This is a genomic window from Paenibacillus radicis (ex Gao et al. 2016) (genome assembly GCF_014641555.1).
Taxonomy (GTDB): domain Bacteria; phylum Bacillota; class Bacilli; order Paenibacillales; family Paenibacillaceae; genus Pristimantibacillus; species Pristimantibacillus radicis.
Genome location: NZ_BMHY01000005.1, coordinates 365,523 through 387,324 on the forward strand (window position 1 = coordinate 365,523; position 21,802 = coordinate 387,324).

Annotated in this window: 19 protein-coding genes; 16 read left to right on the forward strand and 3 right to left on the reverse strand. The window is 49.5% G+C overall.

All coding sequences use genetic code 11. The features are described 5' to 3' along the window. Positions 1-295: 295 nt before the first annotated feature. Complete coding sequence (locus IEX98_RS15705; RefSeq protein ID WP_188890144.1) at positions 296-739, reverse strand: MarR family winged helix-turn-helix transcriptional regulator; 444 nt, start codon at positions 737-739, stop codon at positions 296-298. Between the two features lie 220 nt (positions 740-959). Between IEX98_RS15705 and IEX98_RS15710 the strand changes: the two genes are divergently transcribed. Beyond that, positions 960-1,439, forward strand: coding sequence for a glutathione peroxidase (locus IEX98_RS15710; RefSeq protein WP_188890145.1), 480 nt, complete (start codon positions 960-962; stop codon positions 1,437-1,439). A 103-nt stretch (positions 1,440-1,542) separates the two neighbouring features. Here the strand turns inward: IEX98_RS15710 and IEX98_RS15715 are convergent, their stop codons facing one another. After that, a complete protein-coding gene (locus IEX98_RS15715; RefSeq protein WP_188890146.1) occupies positions 1,543-2,250 on the reverse strand; it encodes an NAD(P)-dependent oxidoreductase in 708 nt (235 codons plus the stop codon). Between the two features lie 164 nt (positions 2,251-2,414). Here IEX98_RS15715 and IEX98_RS15720 point away from each other — a divergent pair, with 164 nt between their 5' ends. From IEX98_RS15720 to IEX98_RS15765, 10 genes are all read left to right on the forward strand, one after another. Then, the gene (locus IEX98_RS15720; RefSeq protein WP_188890147.1) at positions 2,415-3,620 is read left to right on the forward strand and encodes an ROK family protein; all 1,206 of its coding nucleotides are present in this window, start codon (positions 2,415-2,417) and stop codon (positions 3,618-3,620) included. A 160-nt stretch (positions 3,621-3,780) separates the two neighbouring features. Then, positions 3,781-4,989, forward strand: coding sequence for a polysaccharide deacetylase family protein (locus tag IEX98_RS15725; protein ID WP_188890148.1), 1,209 nt, complete (start codon positions 3,781-3,783; stop codon positions 4,987-4,989). A gap of 210 nt (positions 4,990-5,199) precedes the next feature. After that, positions 5,200-6,540: an extracellular solute-binding protein gene (locus IEX98_RS15730; RefSeq protein WP_188890149.1), complete on the forward strand. Its 1,341-nt coding sequence runs from the start codon at positions 5,200-5,202 to the stop codon at positions 6,538-6,540. A 106-nt stretch (positions 6,541-6,646) separates the two neighbouring features. Beyond that, positions 6,647-7,540 (forward strand): carbohydrate ABC transporter permease, encoded by an 894-nt coding sequence (locus IEX98_RS15735; RefSeq protein WP_188890150.1) that lies wholly within the window; start codon positions 6,647-6,649, stop codon positions 7,538-7,540. Between the two features lie 62 nt (positions 7,541-7,602). Then, a complete protein-coding gene (locus tag IEX98_RS15740; protein ID WP_374705355.1) occupies positions 7,603-8,442 on the forward strand; it encodes a carbohydrate ABC transporter permease in 840 nt (279 codons plus the stop codon). 149 nt (positions 8,443-8,591) lie between these two features. Beyond that, positions 8,592-10,469 carry a cache domain-containing sensor histidine kinase gene (locus IEX98_RS15745; RefSeq protein ID WP_188890152.1) on the forward strand — a complete coding sequence of 626 codons (1,878 nt, stop codon included), beginning with the start codon at positions 8,592-8,594 and terminating at the stop codon, positions 10,467-10,469. A 37-nt stretch (positions 10,470-10,506) separates the two neighbouring features. Next, positions 10,507-11,694: a response regulator transcription factor gene (locus IEX98_RS15750; RefSeq protein ID WP_188890153.1), complete on the forward strand. Its 1,188-nt coding sequence runs from the start codon at positions 10,507-10,509 to the stop codon at positions 11,692-11,694. 82 nt (positions 11,695-11,776) lie between these two features. Beyond that, positions 11,777-13,210, forward strand: coding sequence for an MATE family efflux transporter (locus IEX98_RS15755; RefSeq protein ID WP_374705356.1), 1,434 nt, complete (start codon positions 11,777-11,779; stop codon positions 13,208-13,210). A 99-nt stretch (positions 13,211-13,309) separates the two neighbouring features. Continuing rightward, a complete protein-coding gene (locus IEX98_RS15760) occupies positions 13,310-14,083 on the forward strand; it encodes a threonine/serine exporter family protein (protein ID WP_188890283.1) in 774 nt (257 codons plus the stop codon). 21 nt (positions 14,084-14,104) lie between these two features. Beyond that, entirely contained in the window at positions 14,105-14,539 is a 435-nt protein-coding gene (locus IEX98_RS15765; RefSeq protein WP_188890154.1) for a threonine/serine exporter family protein, read from the forward strand. 87 nt (positions 14,540-14,626) lie between these two features. On the opposite strand, the gene IEX98_RS15770 is transcribed toward IEX98_RS15765, so the two are convergent. After that, positions 14,627-15,448, reverse strand: a complete 822-nt coding sequence (locus tag IEX98_RS15770) for a lipoate--protein ligase family protein (RefSeq protein ID WP_188890284.1) — start codon at positions 15,446-15,448, stop codon at positions 14,627-14,629. 283 nt (positions 15,449-15,731) lie between these two features. On the opposite strand from IEX98_RS15770, the gene IEX98_RS15775 reads away from it, so the two are divergent. The 5 genes from IEX98_RS15775 to IEX98_RS15795 all read left to right on the forward strand — a co-directional run bounded on the left by IEX98_RS15775 (position 15,732) and on the right by IEX98_RS15795 (position 21,773). After that, the gene (locus IEX98_RS15775; protein ID WP_188890155.1) at positions 15,732-16,178 is read left to right on the forward strand and encodes an NUDIX hydrolase; all 447 of its coding nucleotides are present in this window, start codon (positions 15,732-15,734) and stop codon (positions 16,176-16,178) included. A gap of 13 nt (positions 16,179-16,191) precedes the next feature. Then, positions 16,192-16,740 (forward strand): histidine phosphatase family protein, encoded by a 549-nt coding sequence (locus tag IEX98_RS15780; protein WP_188890156.1) that lies wholly within the window; start codon positions 16,192-16,194, stop codon positions 16,738-16,740. A 19-nt stretch (positions 16,741-16,759) separates the two neighbouring features. Further along, positions 16,760-17,326, forward strand: coding sequence for a hypothetical protein (locus IEX98_RS15785; protein ID WP_188890157.1), 567 nt, complete (start codon positions 16,760-16,762; stop codon positions 17,324-17,326). 188 nt (positions 17,327-17,514) lie between these two features. Next, a complete protein-coding gene (locus tag IEX98_RS15790; RefSeq protein WP_188890158.1) occupies positions 17,515-20,637 on the forward strand; it encodes a hybrid sensor histidine kinase/response regulator in 3,123 nt (1,040 codons plus the stop codon). Further along, positions 20,634-21,773 carry a response regulator gene (locus tag IEX98_RS15795; protein ID WP_188890159.1) on the forward strand — a complete coding sequence of 380 codons (1,140 nt, stop codon included), beginning with the start codon at positions 20,634-20,636 and terminating at the stop codon, positions 21,771-21,773. Before IEX98_RS15790 ends, IEX98_RS15795 begins: the two co-directional genes overlap by 4 nt. Positions 21,774-21,802 lie beyond the last annotated feature (29 nt).

The window sequence follows — 21,802 nt, forward strand, 5'->3', positions numbered from 1 at the left end:
GCTCGAAAATGCGATATGGCGACGGAAAAGGAGCTAGGCTAGAGTCGTTAAGACCCTCGGAGGGTCTTAACGCGAGCCGGAAGTTGGTTTTATAGAGGGATAAGACCCTGAGAGGGTCTTTTGTAGCTCGCAAATGCGATATGGCGGCGGAAAAGGAGCTAGGCTGTTGCTGTTAAAACCCTCTGAAGGTCTTATGTAGACCGCAAGTGGAGTACCAAGCAGCTCGCTGCGAGCCCCGGATAATAAAAACCCCACCTGACGAATTGTCAGGCGGGGGTTTCCTCAAGCAAAGGGTTTAAACCGTTGGCTCCAGCTTGCTGAGCAAGTCTTGAATCTGATCGCGAATGGAATTGACCTCTTCAATCGGGATGTTCATCTGCTGTGACAGCTGGGCTGGCACGCACATCGCTTTCTCCTTCAGTTGGGCGCCATGCTCCGTTACGCGGATGACGAGATTGCGCTCGTCTGCTTTATCCCGATCCCGTGTAATAAGCTGCATGGCTTCGAGCTTTTTCAGCAGCGGCGTCAATGTGCCCGAATCCAGCAGCAGGCGTGCGCCCAAGTCTTTGACCGTTACGCCGTCTTTTTCCCAAAGCGCCAACATCGTAATGTACTGCGTATACGTGAGATCGAGCTCGGAGAGGATCGGCCGGTAAAGCTTTGTTATTTCACGCGAACAGGCGTAGAAAGCGAAACAAAGCTGGTTTTCCAGTTTTAAAAGTTCGTCTTTATCGTTCATCTTGTCCCCTCCTTGCGGCGATCATTTTTTTAAATTGTATGCAATTTATTATCATATTGTAGCACCACTAAGCCAAAAGTGTCAAAACCGCAAAGTCCGTTTAAGAAGAAGAGATGCATGGTCAAAAGAAAATTGACATCATTCAATAAATTTTATACAATCTAATTGTAACAAATTTAATTAATCCAATTAAATAATGATATTCAGGAGGCGATTGAATATGTCTATCTATAATATTGAGGTCGATGCTGTCAACGGCGAGAAAAAGACGCTTGAGCCTTATAAAGGCCAAGTGCTGCTAATTGTGAATACCGCAACGAAATGCGGTCTTGCTCCGCAATTTAAAGGGCTGCAAAAGCTGCATGATACGTACCATGATAAAGGCTTTTCCGTTCTCGGTTTCCCAAGCGGCCAATTTTTGAATCAAGAGCTGGAAGGCAATGAGGAAATCGCCGAGGCTTGTGAGCTTAACTTTGGCGTATCGTTTCCGCTCTATGGAAAAGTTGATGTAAACGGCAAGACAGCGCATCCGCTATTCGATCATCTGAGCAGCAATGCACGGGGCGTGCTTGGCTCCAAGGCGATTAAATGGAACTTTACGAAATTTCTCGTTGACCGCGATGGCCGTGTACTGAAACGGTTTGCTCCGAACGATGCACCGGAAAAAATTGAAAGCGAAATTGCCGCGCTGCTCGGTTAATTGCCAGTAGTATGCAGCCGCCCCTCGCGATGCACTGTATGAGGGGGAGCTACGCGCGCGAAAAGGGCTGCCAGCAAAGTAAATGTTCTTGTTTAATTCTTGTTTAATAAGCGATTCCGACGCGAGAGCGGACGAATTCGGCGCTGCCCAATTGCCGGTAGGCGAAATCAGCGGTATCAGCAACGGAGATTTGTTTGCCGTCTATCGGCAAATAATCTTTTTCCGTCCGGTAAATACCGGTGTATTCGCCGTCCGGCAGGTAGGTCGGGCAGACGAGCGTCCAGTCCAGATCGGACTGCTCTATGGCCTGCAGCATTACATGATGCTCCTCTGCTGCCCGAGTCAGCGTCCGGCGCGATTCGCTCGATTGATAGCGCAGTAAACCCGGCTCCGCCCGGCTTTCCAGCACACCTGCCGTGCCGATAGCGATCAGCCGCGAGACGTTATGAGCTTGCATCGCCTCAATCAGCAGCGGCATCGCAACAGATAAAGTGGTTCCTCCGTCGGTCCCGATCGCGCTTACGACAGCATCGGCATCTTTTACGGCCTCGTTCAGTGCCGCCTCATCCAGTACGCTTCCTTGGATAATCGTTACTCTATCCAGACCGTTACCTTTGATGAACGCCGCATGATGCAGTGCATTTTCTTTGTCGAAGGCTCCATGATCTTCTTCAGCTGTTAACCGTTCCAAGGGACTACTCAGCTTTTCTGGCGAGCGTACCAGCAATGTCACCTCATGTCCATCCTTCAAAGCATATTCCATCAAGCGCCCGCCCACGCGGCCGGTAGCTCCTAAAATTGTAATTCTCATCGTATAATCCCCTTTTTGCTTCACATTCCATTCCCATTCAATTCATCCAACTCACTACAATGCCCTTTCCTTAATTATTATACCGTTGATCGATTCATTGTTAGTAGCGTCCCGCTCGGTTATAATAAATGGGAATTTATTTCCGTTATCGGATGAGGAATATTATGACGAATAAAATGACGACCAAAAAACAGGTTTATGACTATATCGCCAGAAACGGCATCGTCTCGAAAGCCGAGCTGATGACGCAATTCAAGCTGAAAATCAACAGCATGACGCGTCTGCTCGAGGAGCTGATTGCTGAGAACTGGCTGCAGGAGAAAGGGCTCGGTTACTCGACGGGAGGCAGGCCTCCCATTTTATATGAGACGAATGCTCATCGCGGCTATTTATTAGGGCTCGAAATTTCACGGATTTACTCTTCCATGGGATTATATGATTTACATATGAACCGGTTGTCGCTCGTCCGTTGGACGATGGATGAGACGATGACGCCGGAGAGGTTCATCGACCGGGTGCAGGAGACGGTTCAATCGTTCTTGAAGCAGCATGAGCTGTCTTCAGAACAGATTATCGGCATCGGAGTCGGTGCTGTTGGCCCGCTTGACCGGGAACGCGGACTGATCGTCGACCCGGTGCTGTTCCCGGCAAGCGGCTGGCGTGATCTGCCGATATGCAGCCTGCTCGAGGAGCGGCTTGGTTTTCCGGCGCTGCTGGACAACGGGGCCAATACCGCCTTAATTGGCGAGCATTGGGCGTTGCGGAGCGAAAGATACGAGCATATGCTGTATGTGCATGCTGGAGCGGGCTTGCGGTCGGCCATGATGTCCGGCGGAGAGCTCGTGTACGGGGCAACGGATACGGAAGGTGCCGTAGGTCAAATGATTATTCAGGCCGGCGGTCCACGGCTCCACGATACCGGCAATTACGGTGCGCTGGAAGCATTTGTATCGCTGCAGGCACTGGAAAGCAAAGTGAGAGCTTTGTCCTCTGTTGCCGGAACAGCGAACCTTTCACTGCAACAAGGCGATACAACGGCGCTCGCCGCCCAAGAGCCCATTACGTTCGAGACGATGATTCGTGCACTGGCGAAAGGTGATGCTGACGTGCTCGACATTTTCAACGAGGCGGCAGCTTATTTAGGCATTGGCCTGGCGAACTTAATAAATGTGCTTCATCCGGAGAAGGTTATTATTGGCGGGGCGCTGCTCAACGCGCATGAAACGATGTTCGATACGGCGATTCGCGTGGCCGAGCAGAATACGTATTATTATCCCAAATATAAACCGTTGTTTTCCAAAGGGATATTGAAAGAGGATGCGGTTGCAGCGGGTGCTGCCGTCATGGTTTTGAAAAAACTGCAATTGTAAAATTAAAGGTGAATTAATTTTTTTTAATAAAAAAAGCAACCTTTAGCTGCTGGCCGCCGTTCATAGGTTAGGGAATCTGTTAGTCGTTTGATGCAGAGCATAACAATTCCTCTTTAGCTTGAATGTTACAATTATCATTTTTTAAGGGGAATTTGTATTGATGAAAAAAAAGCAAAACTTCAGTCTGGCAGCTCCGCAAAGATGGATGACACTCATCCTTGTCATTGGCCTAGTTGCAATCCTATCCGCATGCTCAGAGTCGGCTTTAAGCCCGAACAATAAAGTAACGTTTACGGTGAACGGCGAGAAAGTGAAGCAGCCTCCTGCTCTGACAGTGGATCAAGGCGAGCCGATGGTGCCGGCAGCTTTTCTGGAGAGTACGTTTAATGTGAAGCTGGAATGGGCGCTCAAGCAAGACAACGGCAATAACGGCGTTTTTTACTCTAATCAGGTTGCAGTTCTGATGTATCATGATATTTCCAAGGACCCGCAGAAAGACAAGTCCGCGATTTCGGATACACAATTCGAAGAACAAATGGAGCTGCTCAAAACGAACGGCTTCCATGTTATAAGCATCAAGCAGTACGCTGATTTTATTTTGCGTGAAGGCACGGTGCCGGACAATGCGGTGCTGCTGACGTTTGACGACGGTTATGAATCGTTCTATACCGATGCTTATCCGATCTTGAAGCGTTACGAATATCCAGCCGTTAATTTTGTCATCGTATCCTCTGTTGGCGACAATAAGAACGGGGCTCCTAAGATGACCTGGGATCAAATGCGCGAAATGCAAAAGTCGGGAATGGACTTCTATAATCATACGTATAACCTGCACCGCTATGGAGCGATGCGTGAGGACGGCTTGAAGAAGCCGGTGATGACGCGCAAGCAATATTTTAAAGATGAGAAACGCATGGAGACCGACGCGGAGTACACGGCGAGAATTACGAATGACCTGACGGAAGCGGAGCGGATTCTGAAGCAAGAGCTGAACAATCCGATGAGCGTGGTGGCATTCCCTTACGGCGCTTATAATGATGAAGTGCTTGCTATTATGAAGAAGCTGGGTATTGAGCTTAGCTTTACGGTCAAAGAAGGCATTAACGGCAAAGGCCAGACGAACGGCTTCCGGGTCAACGGCTCCAAATACGGCGAATCGTCCAAACAGCTCATTGAGAAGCTGAAAGGATTGACGGTAGAGGATGGAGAGGTTCAGGTGTTCCTGAACGGGAAAGAGGCGGAATTTACTTCGCTCAAACCGATGAAACGGAAAGAAGGCGTCATGATTCCGTTGCGCGACTTCTGCAAGATGAATAAGATGAAGCTCGACTGGAACAGCAAGAAAAATCGCATAGCAATTGATACCTAAATCCATACTAACAGGCATAGCGGCCAGACCGCTGTGCCTGTTTTTTGTCGTTCTCAGGGACTAGGGACAGCGCGCGGCATACTCCCAAGGTGGGTAAACTTCAGATGCCGATCTAAAGAAAACACACCTTTTATCCTAAGTTCCCGCATTGTAAGGGGTTCCAGTTCAAGGCATAATGAACACATCCACAAATAAGGGGGATATAAAACAATGAAGAAGAACATGAAGGGCATTTTGAAGCTTGTTATGGCGGGTACGCTGGCTCTGAGCCTTGCAGCTTGCGGCAACAACGGCGGCAATGCAGGTACAAACAGCGGCACAGATAAAGCCAACGAAGGCAATACAGGCGGCAAAAAAGAAAATATAACGATTACGTTCCAAAACATCTACCCGGATCCAACTGATCCGAAGAACATCATCATGAAGAAAATCGTTAAAGCTTATGAAGACGAGCATCCAAACGTGAAAATCGAGCTTGACTCGCTGAACACGGACCAACAAAAAGTGAAGCTGAAAACACAAGCGGCATCCCGCGAGGTTCCTGATATTACGGTTGTTAACCCGGCCGCTCAAATGAAACCTTTCGTTGACGCGAAGCTGTTTGCTCCACTGAACGATATGCTGGACCAAAACGGTCTGAAAGACACTTTCCAAGAAGGCATTCTTGACTTCTACTCGTTCGACAACAACATCTACGCTTTGCCAGATGGCAACAACATCGGCCTGGTGTACTACAATAAAGAACTGTTCGAGCAAGCTGGCGTGAAAGTGCCAACGACGTTCGAAGAAATGGTTGACGTTGTTAAAGCGTTGAAAGCAAAAGGCATCCAGCCAATGGCAATCGGCGAGAAAGATTCCTGGACAGGTTCGTTCTTGTTCATGAACGTTCTGCTTCGCACAAACGGTCCTGGCTTCCTGCAAGAAGTGCTTGACGGCAAGAAAACGTTCGAAGATCCTGCTTTCAAAGAAGCAGCAGACGCTTTCCAAAACCTGATTCAAGCAGGCGCTTTCCAAGAAGGCGCAACTTCCTTCGATTACAACGCAGGCGAGAACCTGTTCAAAACAGGTAAAGCGGCTATGTACTACATGGGCAGCTGGGCAACAGGCGGTATTGAAACTTCGTCCATCAACGGCAAAGCCGGCGTGTTCAAGTTCCCTACTGTAAACGGCAAAGGCGACCCTAACGAATTCATGCTTGCTCCAGGCAGCGCGTTCGCGATCTCCGCTGACAGCAAACATCTGCCAGAAACAAAAGATTTCTTGAACTACTTCATGATCAACTTCCCTAAAGAGACTTTCTCCGCTAAAGGCGCTGTAGGTCTTGCACAAAAAGTAGAAGGCGACTTCAAAGCTGCCGGCTACTCCGACATGGCAATGGAAGTTCTGGATATGTTCAAAGACGTTAAAGGCGGCGACATTGCGTTCGATAACACAATGAACCCTGCTACAGCACAAGCTCACTTGACTTCGATCCAAAACCTGTTCGTTAAGAAAAACGATGCAGCTAACGTTGCGAAAGAGCACCAAACAGCGTACGAAAGCAACAAATAAGAACCATTACAAAGAGAAATGAAGCGCGGCGCGAAGGGTGCCTTGCGAAAGCAAGAAATCCCTTCGCTCCTTACGCTTACATGAGTCATTCAAGGAGGAGCGCGAGATGAACGTACTAAGAGTATCGAAGTGGACGATAGCGCTGTTCGTATTGCCGTGTCTACTGCTCTATGTCTGTTTCGTATTCGTCCCTATTCTCGTATCCCTGTACAGCGGCTTGCTGGATTGGAACGGAATCGGCGAGTCGAAATTTATCGGGTTAGAAAATTTCAAGCAAATGCTGTTCCATGACGCGGTGTTCTGGCCGGCTGTCAAACGGACTTTAATGTTCGCGGTTGTATCGATGTGTATTCAAATTCCTTTGGCTTTGTTTCTGGCCATCCTGCTTAACCGTTTCGTTAAAAAACCGAACTTTCTCGTATCGAGTTATTTCTTGCCGGCAATTCTGTCGGTTGTCGTAATCGGCCAACTGTGGAAAACAATCTACAACCCGGCATCGATGGGCGGCATGCTTAATCAGGTTCTGGAGTCGATTGGACTGCAATCCTGGACACATTCTTGGCTGACTGATCCAAGCGTGGCCATGTACAGCTTGTACTTTGTAGCCGTGTGGCAGTTCCTGGGCTACCATACATTGATTCAGTTTACAGGCATTCAAAACATACCTTCAGACATTTATGAAGCTGCAAAAATTGACGGGGCTGAAGGGCTTAAAGCCGATTGGCACATTACCCTACCGGTGAATATTCCGATCATTAAAATTTCGATCGTTCTTGCATTTATAGGTTCGCTACAATCATTTGATCTCATTATGGTTATGACAGGCGGCGGTCCGGCTCATGCGACCGACGTAATCTCGACGGTCATGTACAACATGTCGTTCCTGTCGATGAAATATGGCTATGGCAGCTCGATTGCAGCCTTCCTGGTTGTACTCTGTCTCGTTGCTACATTCTTCATCAACTTGCTCTTTAACCGCTTAGAACGGAAATATACGTAATGGAGGAGGGAACTGCCATGAATCAGGCTGCGCAAGCGGGTGCGATCAAACCATCTGCAAAGATGAAGCCACGGAGCAAATTCAGCATCGGCAAAGCACTAGTCTTTATCTTGTTCGGCGTGCTGCTCGTTACTCAGCTGTATCCGCTCCTCTGGCTGTTAATTTATTCGACGAAAACGAATGAAGAAATATTGTCCGGCAGCTTTTTCTCCTTGCCGAAGTCACCGCAATGGGCGAACTTCCAGACGGCAGTGGAGTCCGGTAATTACTTCAAGTATTTGGGCAATAGTGTATTCGTAACACTTGTCACGATGGTCTGCGTATTGCTGCTGGCCTCGCTAGTCTCATTCGCAATCAGCCGTTTCAGATGGAAATACGGCCAAGTCGTACTGCTGCTGTTCCTGATCGGGATGATGATCCCGATGCAAGCGACGCTGCTGCCGCTCATGCTTATTTTCAAAAACATGCACATTCTCAATACGCACGCTTCAATTATTTTGCCGTATATCGCCTTCCAGACGCCAGTTGCGGTATTTATACTCAGCAGCTTTATGAAGTCGATTCCGAATGAAATTGAAGAATCTGCAATTGTGGATGGAGCCGGCGTGTTCCGGATCTTCTGGAATATCATTCTTCCGGTATCCGTACCGCCGATGATGACGGTTATGATTCTTACCTTCATCAACATCTGGAACGAGTACATTTTGGCTGCGACCTTCATTTCGTCGGAAAAACTCAAGACGCTTCCTTTCGGGGTCAACAGTTTTGTCAGTCAATATTCGGTCAACTATGGAGCGATCGGGGCATTCCTCGTACTTGGCGCATTGCCGGTCGTGATCATTTACTTCCTGCTTGCCGATAAGATTACTAAAGGCATGGTAGCGGGTGCGGTGAAGGGTTAATCCCCTTCGCCTTTTTTCCGTTTGAGTCCTGACTTGTTATTCGAGCTTTGCCGTTTCCGCGGCAAAGCCGTTTATGTTTTCAATCGTAAATGGAAGTCGCAGTATGTTACAATCAGGGCAAATAGACATGGAGGGGCGAGCATCGATTTATGGCAAGAATTTTCAAGCGGCACTCAATTCACGGCAGGCTTTTTATTCTCTTTCTGACCTCCATGTTGGCCTTGCTCATTCTGGTCAGCGTACTGTATTACCAGAAAACAACGGAAATCATCCATTCCAAGATCAGCGATCTGGCTGTGAAGAACATCTCGCAGACGGTTGGATTATTTGACCTGATGCTTGAAGGCTATGACAGCGTTACCAAATCGCTCAACAGCAACTACGAACTTCTAAGGCTGCTGCAAGAACGCGATAAGGAAGAGGATGCAGCCATTAGTGTAATTAACGAGCGAACGATAACGAATATATTGGGCGCCGTCTATTATTCTCGGGACGATATTATTGGCATTCATGTTATTTCTAACAAAGGCAAAGTCTATAATTACGAACGGCGCTTCGCAGGAATCGTCGATATCAACTACAGCTCGACAAGCTGGTACAAGAAGCTGGTGGAGTCGAATGGTAAAATGCAATGGTTTGGCTTATCGGAAGGTTCACTGATCAACAGCATGCTCCAACAGGACCCGGTATTTGTCTTTGGACGCCAGCTCTACGATTTAACCAACTATAAGCCGATTGGTGTTGTACTCATCGAGACCAACCCAAAACCAATTCTGGCGGCGCTGTCGAACGTGACAATCAGCCCCAATAGCCGGGTATACATCGTCGATCGCGACAACCGAATTATTGCATCGACCGAGCCTGCGGTAGAATCGCCGGAGGATCGCAAGGATCCGCCTTCCTTCGCCGGACTTCCGCGTCCGAAACGAAATGACATCGTCGTCGACAATCAGACCGACCAGCTGATCGTTGCCGCCAACGCAGCAATGGCGGAATGGACCGTGTACAGCCTGACGCCGAAAGAAGATATTAGCGCGGAGCTGGCGCAGACGAGACTCTATTTGCTGTTTGTTATTCTAGCCGTTATTATTATCGCGACGTTCTTGGCTTCGCTGATTTCCCGCAATATTGCATCACCTCTTAAATTGCTTATCCGTGAGATGAAGCAAGTAGAGCTTGGTAATTTCCGCGGTGCGGTCAACGTCAAATCATTCGAGGAAATTAACAGCCTCGTCTCTTCCTTCAATAGAATGGTGCTGCGGATGGACGAGCTTATTGAACGGATTACGCTATCTTCGATTAGTGAGAAGAACGCGGAGCTGCAGGCGCTGCAATCACAGGTGAATCCGCATTTTCTATACAATACGCTTGATATGATTTACTGGATGCTGGATGAACGGGAGAATGACAGGCTGGGGCGCGTTATTTTATCCTTGTCGCATATGTTCCGTTACAGCAGTGATTGGGAAGAAGCGTCCAAGACGACGCTTGGCCAGGAGCTGGATCAGATGCGCCATTACATGACGATTATCGAGAACCGGCTGGAAGGGCGCATCGCGACGGAGATTAACATCGATACTAGCTGGCTGGATGCACCGATGCCGAAGATGACGCTGCAGCCGATCATCGAGAATGCCGTTAAAAGCGGATTAGAACCGCTCGATCGTCTTGGCGTGCTGCGCGTCTACGCCGAATCTGATGAGAAAACGCAGGAATTCCGGATCGTGATTGAAGACAACGGGGTTGGCATGAGTGAAGAGACGTTGACGGCAATTCGCAAATCGATGTATGAGCCGGTATTCATCAAGAATGGTGCAGTTGCGGCGCCGCGTTTGGCTCAGGCTCAGAAGAGCGAAGCCAGAACGCGCCGCGGCATCGGCCTTCCTAATGTGCATCACCGCCTGGCACTTATGTTCGGGGACAACTATGGGCTGCGTATCGACAGTGAGCAGGATGTAGGCACGACGGTTGTCATCGTCATGCCGATGCCGCTTCCAAGTCAGCATTCTGATTCGCCGCAGCATTAATGACAACTGTCAGCATCTGAAGAAAGGAGCTTAATCCATGAATATTCTAATCGTCGACGATGAGAAAGTGATCCGGGAAGGCATTAAGCGTACGCTCAGCAATCGCTTCCCTCAATATAATGTACTGCTGGCTGCAAGCCCCGAGGAGGCTGTAATCCAGCTTCGGAAGGAGAGGGTCGACATCGTCTTGACGGACATTCTAATGCCGGGAATGTCCGGGCTCGAAATGATGAATTTGACGGCGGCCAGCTACCCTAACATGAAATGGGTCGTTATTTCCGCTCATTCTGAATTTTCGTATGCGCAGGAAGCAGTAAGGCTGGGCGCCAAGGATTACTTGCTGAAGCCAATCGGCAAGGATGTGCTGGTGGAGATGATCGAGAAGCTGGTTGCGGAGATCGGCAAGGAGCAAGAATTGACGGAGGAAGCGGAGCTGCTGCGGGTCAATCGCAAATATTTGCGCGAGGCCGTATTTCAGCGCTGGGCGTCGGGGCTCGATATCGGCCGGATCGACGTGAAGCCGTTTATGGACAGTCATCCGCAATTTCATCTTATCATGGTGAAAATGGAAAGTGAGAAAGTCGTTCATCTTGAGCATTTTATCATCGAGAACGTGCTCGGCGAACTGATCGGCAAGCATGGCAGCGGCTTCGTGACCATTCAAGATAGTAAAAGCCTGCTAGGGCTCATTACGTTAGGGGGCGACTCCAGCCTGACTTCGTTGCTGGATGAGCTTCGCACCCACTTGATCAAATATTTGCGCATTCCGTTCCAGATCATGCACTCGGAGTTGATTCAAGACATTCATGCCGTACCGGCCGAAGTGCAGCGGATGCGTCAGGCTTCTTCGACGCAGGTCTACGAGCATTACGCCAGCGGCGGCGACCAAGCGGTCGAGGTGGCGCTGCAATACATTCGCACCCATTACCATGCCGATCTTTCGCTGGAGAAAGTTGCCGCTATCGTCTATTTGAATCCGGTTTACTTCAGCCAGCTGTTCAAGCAGAAGACAGGCTGCGGTTTCAAGGAATATGTGATTGGCCTCCGGATGGAACAAGCCAAGAAACTGCTGATGAATCCCAAGCTCAAACTGGCGGATGTGGCCGAGCGGATTGGCTATCAGGACATCCGGCATTTCTCGCAGCTGTTTCGTAAAAAGTATGGAGAAACGCCATCCGAATTCCGGCAAAAAGAAGAGCATTCCGTACCTCAAGAGCCGGTGTGAATCGCCTTAATAAGAAGTTAATGTTAACTTTCATATTGTTAATGCAATTGCCGCAGAACTATGCTAAGATACGGTTTGTTTTATAAGAGATAGAGAGACCGATATTAGTGGAGAAGGTGGCATCTTGGCAAGCGCAACACTGGAGGAAAAGGAAGCCAAGTCCTTTAACTTGTTCTATTTGACTTGGCCGATTTTTTTGGAAATCTTTTTATTTATGATGATGGGGATCGCCGATACGCTTATGTTGAGTGCGATTTCGGACAACGCCGTCTCAGGCGTTGGCGCAGCAAATCAGTACTTGCATATCGCGATTCTAATTTTGGAGGTCATCGGCAACGGGGCATCCATTGTTGTAGCGCAGTACATCGGATCACGCAAGCTGCTGGAAGCAGCCCGCATCTCAGCGTTAGCGATTACGATGAATCTGATCGTCGGCTTGCTGATTAGCGGCGCGTTTCTATTGTTCTGCAATCAGATTTTGCAGATTCTTAATTTGCAGGGCGAAATTTTAGAGCATGCGAAGAGCTATCTTTCCTTCGTAGGCGGATTTATTTTTCTGCAGGCGCTTGTGAATTCCCTTGCCGCGATTGTTCGGGTGCACGGGTTTACGAAAGAAGCGATGCTCGTTTCATTAGGCATGAACGTCGTTCATATTATCGGCAACTACGCATTGATCTTCGGCAACTTCGGTTTTTCGGAGATGGGTGTACACGGGGCTGCGATCTCGACCGTCATTAGCCGGCTGATAGCGGTGCTTGTGTTCCTATGGCTGTTGTACCGGATTATGGAGATCAAAATTCAGTTCCGTTATTATTTTTCATTATCCAAGGCGTTTGTTGGCAAAATATTAAAGATCGGTATTCCTTCGGCAACCGAGCAGGTGATGTACCAAAGCTGCCAGATGGTGTTCCTCTTCTATGCGACCTTTCTGGGTGAAGAGTCGATGGCAGCCCGTCAATATGCATCTAACATCTCGATGTTCATCTACTTATTCGCTTTTGCAGTCGGTGTAGGCACCTCGATCATCGTCGGCCGATATGTCGGCGGCAACCGGAAGGACGAGGCTTATGGCCGCGTATGGCAAAGCGTACGTTCAGCTAGTATCGCTACAGCTGTGATGGTTGCGCTCGTCATGATCTTCCGCCAGCCTTTGATGACCATATTTACCGATGATCTCAACATTATTGAACTTGGGGCGCATGTGCTGCTCTTCAGTATCGTCCTGGAGACGGGACGTACAATCAATATCGTGTTGATCAACTCGCTGCGAGCTGCGGGCGATGCCCGTTTCCCGTTGTGGATCGGCATGGTAACGATGGTTGGTATTAGCGTTCCGTTAGGTTATCTATTTGTCTTTAAGCTGGACATGAGTCTTCCCGGCATATGGCTGGCGATTGCCACCGATGAGTGGCTCCGGGCTATTCTAATGTCGCTGCGCTGGCGCAGCCGCAAATGGGAGAAGCATGCGCTGGTAAAGCATGAGCATGGCGACCAGGCAGTAGTGTCGGCGCACTAAGAGCAACGGGCAAAGGAGCGACCAGTGATGGAGCGTATGGTCAGCGAGGAAGGCAATGCCGCCATTGTTAGGGCAGGAGGGCATAAAGATGCAGTCGATATGGCTTCTTCAGGCGCTAGAGCCGCTGCCTACTCGGATCATGACATATTGCGGATTTGCTTGCTTGCGGGCAAAATTATGCTGCAAAACGGCGGCGAGACCTCCCGTGTAGAGGATACGATGATGCGGATTGCAGCCGCCTATGGCTTTGACAATTCGCATAGCTACGTAACGCCGACCGGTATTTTGTTCGCGATCGACGGGGCCGCTCCTGCTACCCGTCTTATTCGCATATCAGAGCGCTCCACCAATTTGCAGAAGGTAACGATCGTCAACGATATATCCCGGCGCATCTGCGGAGACGGAATGACGGCGGCTGAAGCTTTGCGCCAGCTGCAAGACACGGATAAGCAGCCGTTTGCATACCCCGAGTGGCTGCGTATCGCTACGGCGGCGGTGGCGAGCGGCTGCTTCGTCATTATGTTCCAAGGGGGCTGGAGCGATTTCATGCCAGCGGTTCTGGCAGGCGGCATTGGCTTCCTGCTGGTTGTACTGCTTCATCGCTTTGTACCGGTTAAGTTTTTCGCCGAGTTTCTAGCTGCAGCCGCAATTGGCGGCACAGCCGTCTTGCTCACACAAAACGGCCTAGGCGACGACCTGAACATCATCATAATCGGTTCCGTCATGCCCCTTGTACCGGGATTGCATATTACGAATGCCGTTCGGGACTTGATGGCCGGGCATCTCGTGTCAGGTTTGTCCAAAGGGGCAGAGGCGTTCTTAACGGCATTCGCAATCGGTTCTGGCATTGCGGTTGTGCTTTCCCTGTTGTAGGGGCAGAGAGGAGGTTGGACGATGATGTGGGTGGAACAGCTGATCACGAGCTTTATCGCTTCGGCAGCATTTGGCCTCATCTTCAACGTACCGAAGCGGATGCTATTGCAATGCGGCAGCGTTGGCATGGCCGGCTGGTTCATGTATATGTGCTGCGTGCAGTTAGGTGTCGATGTCGTGCCTTCGACGCTGATCGCCGTCGTCGTCGTGACCGTCATCAGTCAGCTGTTCGCAAGAATGTACAAGACGCCCATCATCGTCTTCAACGTGTCGGGCATCATTCCGCTCGTTCCCGGCGGCATCGCTTACGATGCGATGCGCAACGTCGTAGAGAATAACTACAACGCCGCGTTGGAGCTGGGTTTTCGGGCCTTTATGCTCTCAGGCACCATTGCAATCGGCCTTGTTCTCTCAGAGGTCGTCAATCAACTGCTGCGCAAGTCGGCGCGGCGGTGATGAACGGATCAGATAAAAGAAATCCCCCTTCGCTTGAAGCGAGGGGGGATTTCTTTATACAGAAGGAAGTTTTTCCGAGTTGTTATATCAGTTGCCGCCCGGCCCAATTGCATAACGGCCGCGCAGCGTGCCGATCATGTCGCGGATGCGCTCTTCCGTCGGCATGTTGAGAGAGGCCGCCGCTTCTTGCATGCCCGTAACGGTCTGGCCGCTCCGAATGACGCGCTTCAGCGCTTCGGCGAACACCTCCGCGGCATTCGGGCCAAGACCGGCCAGCTCTTCGAGGCTGGCCGTACTTTCTTCCGTAACGCGGGGATAATCCGCGTTACGGTCTCCTCCGGCCGCCCGCTCATAGAAGGAGCGGACGAGCGAGGCCCGTTCGCGGCCTGATCCGGCCGCAACGACGAAGGCCTGCACGATGTAGGCATGCGCCTGCCTGCGCTGCGCAATGCCGCAGAACTTCAGGCCGCCGATGCTGAGATCATAATCGCCGGGGCAGTAGGCGCCGGCGATCTCTCCTTTGTCCACTTGGCGGCCTGTGGACCTCAGCGCATGCCGGATCAAGCCGTACATGCGCTCGAAGTCGCCATGGAAGCGGAAGTCTAAGGTATCCGACTTCGGCAAAATCAGCGACACATTGACGACGCCATAGTCGAGCGGCACTGCAGCTCCGCCTGAATGGCGCACCGCGGTCGACCAGCCCTGCGCCTCCAGCCATTGCTGCGCTTCATAGGCCGCAGGCAGTCTGCTGTCGCGCAGCCCCATAATGAAGGCGCGCGGATGACGCCATATATGGCAGATGGCCGGGCCGCCCTGTCCGGCGCTGCGGCAAAGCAGCTCGTCCAAGGCGAATGGATACAACGGATCATTGTCCGCAGACCCCTCATCCATCCGATCTAATAGCAGCATTTGGTCCAATCCCAATGCTTGTGCGTCATTTGCTTCATCTCCTAACACCGTACAACCTTCCCCTCCGTACAAAATATCTTTCTTTATGATAGCATGTTGCAGGCTAGACTAGCGACAGTCCCTTAAGGTACATGATTAGAAAGGCTTAGAAGAACCTATCCAATCTATAATTCAGATACCTCTTGTTATAGAGAGAGTTGCAACTTGATCCTATTTTTATTACCAATAATAGGTATTATATGCTACTATATTCTTTTTGAAAATTATGGGGAGGCGAGCATTGATGAGCAATCTTTTACAGGTTAGAGTGACCGGGGTGCTAATTGAAGATGGAGAAATTTTATTAGTTAAACAGAGGGTAACATCTGACCGCAAATGGTCCCTACCGGGCGGAAGAGTTGAACAAGGCGAGACACTAGAGGATGCAGTTGTAAGAGAAATTGAAGAAGAAACAGGACTTACTACTAACGTGTCCAAGTTATTATATCTATGTGATATACCCGATGTATCGCCCTCTCTAATCCATATAACTTTTCTGCTTCAAAAAATAGGAGGGGAAATACGGCTGCCATCGAATGAATTTGATAGTAACCCTATAAATGATGTGGTGATGGTTCCCATTCACGATCTCACAGCTTATGGATTCTCCGAAAAATTCATGACCATTGTCCAAAATGGCTTTCCTGAGTCCGGAAGCTACAAAGGATTAAAAAGCAATATCGGCTTGTAAGGAGGAGCGACGGATGAAAAACATTTACGTGGTGAGACATTGCAAGGCGGAAGGGCAAGCACCTGATGCTCGTCTGACCGACGATGGCGCACAGCAAGCGGAACAGCTTGCTCAATTTTTCTCAGATAAAAATATCGATTCTATCATTTCTAGTCCATTTGAGAGGGCTTGCCGTACTATAACGCCGCTAGCCGAGAAATTGGGTCTGGAGATTAGTACGGATGAAAGATTAGCCGAGAGAGTATTATCGGGGAAAAACCATGCGGATTGGCGTGACATGCTTCGTAAGACATACGATGACTTAGATTTATGTTATGAGGGTGGGGAATCCAGTAATACGGCTATGAGCCGTGCAAGCAATGTCGTCTTGGAAGCTCTGGATCGTGCGAGCCAAAATATTGTACTCGTATCACACGGAAACCTGATCTCACTCCTGCTAAAATATTATGACGACCGTTATGGTTACAAAGAGTGGGAGTCCTTATCCAATCCAGATGTCTTTCATCTTTCTTTCTTAGAAGATAAACCCAACATTCGTCGAGTATGGGGAATTTGTGAGTAGGTCCGGAGGTGAGTTGCTGTTGGAGGCAAGGTTTGAGATAAAGTACGAAATTTTCGAAGACGATGTAGCCGAAATAGAGACCATAGACGTAAACACCTTTGATATCGATTTTCAAGAGATTTATGGCATATTTACATTAGTAATAGATGGACAGGACTTAATTCCTTATCCACCTTTGGACGTGCCATTATCGGCAAAAAGAAGTTTCTCAGAGCTAATACTTACCCACTTTGGATTGCTAATCGACGTGTACCATTGTTTGAAATCACACGATTATGCAGCATTGAAATACATTGAGGACTCATCGACTTGGTTAGAAATTAAAGTGGAAGGCGAACAATACCGTTTGAGTGAATTGAACTATGATCTATCTCCGAGAGGTTCTTTTATTCATACGAACCAGGAACAATTTAAGGAAGCGAAGAAGGAATCCATAATAGATGTCTGTATATCTAAGTACGAATTCGAAAATGAGTTGAAAAGAAAGTTAAAGAGGTTTATTCGTGATATAGAGAAAATAAATATGTCCCTCTTAGAATCGCGTTGCTTTTCAAAGGTGTTAAAGTTTTATCAGGATCATAATTAAGTATTTAGCCCCCAAAACCGTGAAGTAAATTTGATGCTGCGCGGTTTTTCGTGTTTTTTTGATAAAATTTTATATTATTCTTCTATCGCCTCCCGTTATAATCAGTTTATATTCTTCCTTTTTTATACTTATATACAACCAACGATAAATGATCGGGCGAGGATACGAACATGGAGCAGGGACCGGGTATGATGAAAAAACAATGGACGGTACTGATAGGCATGATTGCTGTCTTCACCGTCGTTACTTCACTATTCATCTATGAATGGCTTAATCCTACCTTTCAGTACCCGGAAGCGCGCGGGGGAGTGCTGGACGCCAGGCAATGGGACTTTGCACAGCAAGGGATTGTACCGCTGCGGGGAGAGTGGGAATTTTATGAGAACAAGCTGCTGACTCCGCAAGACTTTAACACCAACGGTGAGGCGCTTGAAGCGGAGCGCCGAATGATATATGTTCCTGGAGGCTGGAAGAGTATCGCTTCCTCCGGCAGCGGATATGGTGCAGGGACGTACCGTCTGCGTATAGAGGTTAGTGAGCCGGATTTCTATAGTCTTAGAGGCAAAAAAATGCGTTTGTCCAGCCACATTTACATCAACGGATTGGACCTTGGCAGTACGGGGAAACCGGCATTGTCGGCCGATGGGTTTATACCAAGCAATATCCCTACCTTCGATACAATCAAAGCGGAAACCGGTACGATTGACATCATCATCCAAATCGCCAGCTACCGCTATCTGGAAGGCGGTTTGGTGCAGGCACCGGAATTCGGCTTAACAGCAGATGTATTGGCCCGGCGCGACAATGCCCGTCTGGCGGATATGATTGTCATCACCACGATGCTAGTATTCGGGATTTATTTCGCAGGCATGTTAAAGCAATGGAGGAAAGAGCCCTATCTCGCCTTTTTCAGCTTGTTCTGTTTGTCATTAGGGCTGTTTTTCAGCATTGATAACGAAATTATTATGGCAACTCTTTTCCCGTCGATATCCTTCCTATTTTTGCAGAAAATGCTCTTTGTGCTGCCTTATGTGTCTATTATATCGTTTGCCCTCTATGTCTATCTGTATCTGGATCATAAAAAAAATCGGGAATATAAATGGGTGAGCCGGATCTCTTATGTGTCTCTGGCTTTGTTGGCAGCGACCCCGAATGAATATTTGGTAGATATTCTTTGGCTGGGGATCGTTCTGCATCTCTTCGTTTTTGCTTTCATTACCCGATGGATTTTCCGCTCCCGGAATGGCGGAGTTCAAGTTTACTATATTTTGTTAGGTCTGTTTTTCCTCATCATTAGTTGGGTTTATGCTCAGGCACGCTATCAGCTAGCGCTGGACAACCCGTATTATATGATCGTAACGCCGCTGCTTCTTGTTCTGTCTCAATCCTTCCTTATGTCCGATCGGGTTCGTGAGGCGTACTTGCGGAACGAGCGATTGGCTGAGCAATTGATTGCATACGATCGCCAAAAAGATGAATTTCTCATTCATACGTCCCATGAGTTCAAGACGCCGCTGCACGGCATTATCAATCTGGCTCAGGTGGTCATCGACCAGAACGGGAGTGAGATGGCTCAGCGGCATCGTGATAATCTGGACTTCATCATTGCGCAGGCAACCCGCCTGTCGACACTGGTCAACGATATTATCGACTTTCAGAGCCTACAGCAAGGAAGTTTGAAGTTCCATAATAGGCTCTTTGATGTAAGCGGCACGATACAGGGGACACTCGAAGCGCTGAAGTTCTTGCGCAGGAACGATCAAGTGCAGTTGATCAATCAAGTACCTTCGGGAACCTTCTATTTATTCACCGATGAAAACCGGCTGAAGCAAATTCTCGTGAATTTAGTCGGTAATGCATTGAAATATACGGAGCGGGGAAGCGTGGGAGTAGCCGCGGAATCGCGAGATGGCTGGTTTCGCCTGAGCTTTGTGGATACCGGCGCGGGGATGAGCGCGGAGCGTCAACAGGTGCTTTTTCAGGCCGATCTGTATAGAGGGGAAGAAGGGCTGGAGGTTTCGGCCTTTCAATCTTCCGGTCTGGGGCTGAAAATATCGAAGGCGCTTGCGGTGCAAATGGGCGGCGATCTGGAGTTAGTATGGTCGGAGCCGGGAAGGGGCTCCGAATTCGAGCTGCGGCTGCCAGAGGCGACGGCAACACAGAGGGAAATAGGAGCTACCCGTACCCAAGCCGCTGCTGGTCTGGCCCCCCAACTGCTGCCGGGGGCAAGTTCTCCGACGATGGAGGAGGCGCCGGTTCAATTAACGGAGCAATCCGGCAAGGTGAAAATTTTGCTGGTGGATGACGATGCTTCCAACATCAAGGTGCTGCAGGAGTTGTTTGCACCCAGCCGCTATCACATTCTTGTAGCGTACAATGGAACGGATGCGCTTAAGCTTGTTCAGCAGCACCGTGATGATCTGTCGCTTGTGCTGCTCGATGTGATGATGCCCGAGATCTCAGGCTATGAAGTTTGCAGACGCATCAGGGAAGAAAATCCGCTCTACAAGCTGCCTGTGTTGCTGCTAACGGTACGCAACTCGCCGGCTGATATAGCCATGGGCTTTGAAGCGGGGGCCAATGATTTTCTAGTGAAACCGTTCAGCGGCAAGGAACTGCTAGCCCGGGTGCAGACACTGCTGCAGGCGAAAGAAGCAGTCGAGCAGGCCATTCGCATGGAGACGCTGTTCTTGCAATCACAGATCAAGCCGCATTTTGTCTATAACGTCTTAAGCGGCATTATCTCGCTATGCTATAGTGACGGTGCGCGTGCAGGCAAGCTGCTGGGTGAATTCAGCAATTATTTACGGCTCAGCTTTGATCTTGACCCTCGTCATGCTAAGGTCAGTCTAAAACGTGAGTTGTCTCTCACCAAATCCTATATTGAGCTGGAGAAGGCTCGTTTTGGCTCACGTCTAAATGTGGAATGGGATGTGGATGTTCAGGCGGAACCGTTGATTCCGGCTTTGATCCTACAGCCACTGGTCGAAAATGCGATTCGTCACGGCGTGATGAAGAGACTTTCAGGAGGTACGGTAATCATTCGGGCAAAGCTGGGGCCGAAAGGGTTGCAGATTGCCGTTCAGGATGACGGGGTTGGCATGACCGCCGAGCAGCAGGAACGGATTTTTAAATCGGACCGGTTGGATGGAAGTATTGGCATGATTAACGTGCATAAGCGGCTGATGAATGAGTTTGGGCAAGGCTTGCAGGTCGAGAGCGTTCAGGAGAAAGGCACAACCGTCGCATTCGTGATTCCTTCCCGCGAAGGAGCGGCTGGACCCCATGGAGAGGCGGGAGATGCAGGATGATGAGAGCCGTTGTTGTAGACGATGAATGGCTGGTTGTGGAGCAAATCGATAGAATGCTGGTCAATGCCGGTGTGAAGGTACTGGGCTGCTCGGTGAATCCTCATGAGGCGCTGGGAATGGCGAAGGCGCTGCAGCCCGATGTACTGTTTCTGGATATCGAAATGCCGGAGCTAAGCGGACTGGAGATTGCAAAACGGGTGTATGCAGACAAACTCGACATGGAGGTTGTATTCATTACGGCCTACAATCAATATGCGATTGATGCATTCCGGGTCAATGCGCTCGACTATTTGCTGAAGCCGGTAATGGAAGAGGATTTGATGCGCTCGCTGGAACGTGTCACACAAAGACGCCAGCATCGCAAAGCCGCTGTCGGCAATAGCGGCAGCGGGCAACGGGCGGTTACTGCAGAGCTATTCGGCAAGTTCGCACTACGGTTGAATGAGGTTCTGGAGCCCGTTCGCTGGGTAACTTCAAAGTGCGCGGAACTGTTTGCTTACATGCTGCTGCAGCCTTTGGAGAAGGAGGTCAGCAAGTGGGAGCTGGTCGAAGCGCTTTGGCCGGCGCAGAATACGGAGAAGGCAGGCATCAACCTTAGAAGCACGGTTAGCAGAATCAACAAGACGTTCCGGGATTGCCGCTTGGAGATGACGCTAACTTCCGTTAAGAATGGCTATAGACTGGTGTTGTCGGATGATGCACCGGCTGTGGACGCGATGGAATTGGAGAGCTTCGTGCTGAGTGCCGTTGAGCCTGACGGTGCAAATCTGGCCCGTGTCGAGCAGCTCGTACAGCGCTGCAGCCAGCCGTTCCTGCCAGAGTTCGACAGCGCCTGGTGCGAGCCTTACCGCAAGCAGTACCGTCAGTATTTTCTGCATTTGGGAAAAAAGCTGCTCCTGTATTACGAGAATTCCGAGGCGGAGCCGTTTAAGATGCTGCGTCTCGCCGATCTGCTGGCTGAACATGATCCTTACGATGAATTGCTGAGGGAATCGGCGATGAAGCTGAACTATCGAATAGGCGGTTCCCAACGTGTGACTGCCTACTACGAAGCATATGCGGAGTTGATCCGTACCGAGCTGGGAGCTTCCCCTAGTGATACACTCGCTGCGTTGCTTCACAGCTTAACGGATTAATCTTTATTGCAAGAAGGAACCTGCCATCC